Origin of the sequence: Streptomyces sp. NPDC006510 (genome assembly GCF_040611955.1) — a bacterium.
Taxonomy (GTDB): Bacteria; Actinomycetota; Actinomycetes; order Streptomycetales; family Streptomycetaceae; genus Streptomyces.
Genome location: NZ_JBEXPH010000473.1, coordinates 1 through 1,238, shown reverse-complemented (window position 1 = coordinate 1,238; position 1,238 = coordinate 1). Strand labels below are relative to the sequence as shown.

The 1,238-nt window shown below is 66.7% G+C and carries 2 protein-coding genes and 1 pseudogene; all 3 read right to left on the bottom strand.

What is annotated here, in order from left to right; translation table 11 throughout:
* Positions 1-190 (bottom strand): hypothetical protein (locus ABZY11_RS44605; protein WP_356484636.1); only part of this gene is annotated, 190 nt, incomplete at its 3' end.
* A 62-nt stretch (positions 191-252) separates the two neighbouring features.
* Complete coding sequence (locus ABZY11_RS44600) at positions 253-498, bottom strand: hypothetical protein (protein ID WP_356484635.1); 246 nt, start codon at positions 496-498, stop codon at positions 253-255.
* 508 nt (positions 499-1,006) lie between these two features.
* Positions 1,007-1,099, bottom strand: a pseudogene (locus ABZY11_RS44595) (hypothetical protein); the annotation flags it as partial.
* Between the last annotated feature and the right edge of the window lie 139 nt (positions 1,100-1,238).

The window sequence follows — 1,238 nt, the reverse complement described above, 5'->3', positions numbered from 1 at the left end:
TCGCCGACCTGAACGCCGACGCCCTGGACACAGCGACCTGTGCATACGTCACCGAAGTCGCGGCCGGAACGGCACCAGCGCCCGAGATCCCGCGCGCGGTTTCCAGGGTTCCGGCACGGTAGACCATGCGGCCGAGGGCGGCTTCGATGGCAGTCAGGTCGGCGGGCACGTCATGCTGGTCGGCTGTCATGGGCGCAACATTCCCACGCTCAGCGCTTCAGTTAACGAGTCCCGCCAGATGGAGCGGCTCAGTCACATGGGAGTGAGTTCGGGGTGCTCGCGAACGAGACGCTCTCTGCCCCTCTTCCAGACGTCGTGTTTGTGGTGGCTGAGCGTGACCCGCAGCGGCTGTGATGCGTGGAGTGCTCGTTGCAGGTGGGCCATGGTGGGTTCGATGCTTCGGGCTCGGCTGATGAGCGGGCTGAAGATGGCGAACGTGGCGTCGTAGTCGGTGGCGAGGAGTTGTTCGGCGATCCCGAAGACGGCTGCGGCGGCCAAGGGGTCGATGGGTGGATCGGTGTAGGCGGTGGAAGGGTGCCGCTTGCCCGGTCTGTCCCCTTTGCCCCTGTGCGGCGATGCGAGCGTTCTCCGCGGTGCGGGCGACTGCGTCAGCCAGGGTCGGGGTGTGCGCGTAGCCCTGGGTATCGGGCCAGGACAGGAGGATCAGCCAGGTCACCGCTCGGAGGTCCAGGAAGTACTGGGCGGCGCTCTGCTGCCAGCCGACACTGCCGATGACGGCCGGACCGTGAGGATTGTGCAGGTCCAGGAGCCGATTCTGCAACGCGAGCACGACGCTCATGGTGGCGTCGTCGACTGGCCTGCCGGCAGTCGTTGTGAGGTCATTTTTGCAGGTCGGGGGCTGTGGGGCCCGAAGGTAGCGGTTGTGCGTCGGAGCGCGGCAAAGGGTGGGGTGAAGGGGCTCTGCCGCTGCCCGGGGCAGGAAGTTCGTGGCGTCCGTGAGTGCCGCATTCCCGCACTGAGGACATGCGTTGTGCAGCAGGGCTCGATGGTGGGGGCAGGCGAAGACGGTGGGGAGGCGCCAGTGCCGTTTCCAGGGTCCGCCGAGTTGGTTCTGGATCGGGCTGCCGTCGCCGGTGAGGCAGTCGGGGCAGTGTCAAGCCCCGGGTTTTGTGGACAGTGAGGTAGCTGGGTTTCAGGGGGTCAGTGAGGCGTCGGTCGTTGCGTGAAGTGCCTCGAACTCGGTGGGTGGGACATGCCCGAGCTCTCCGTGGAGCCTT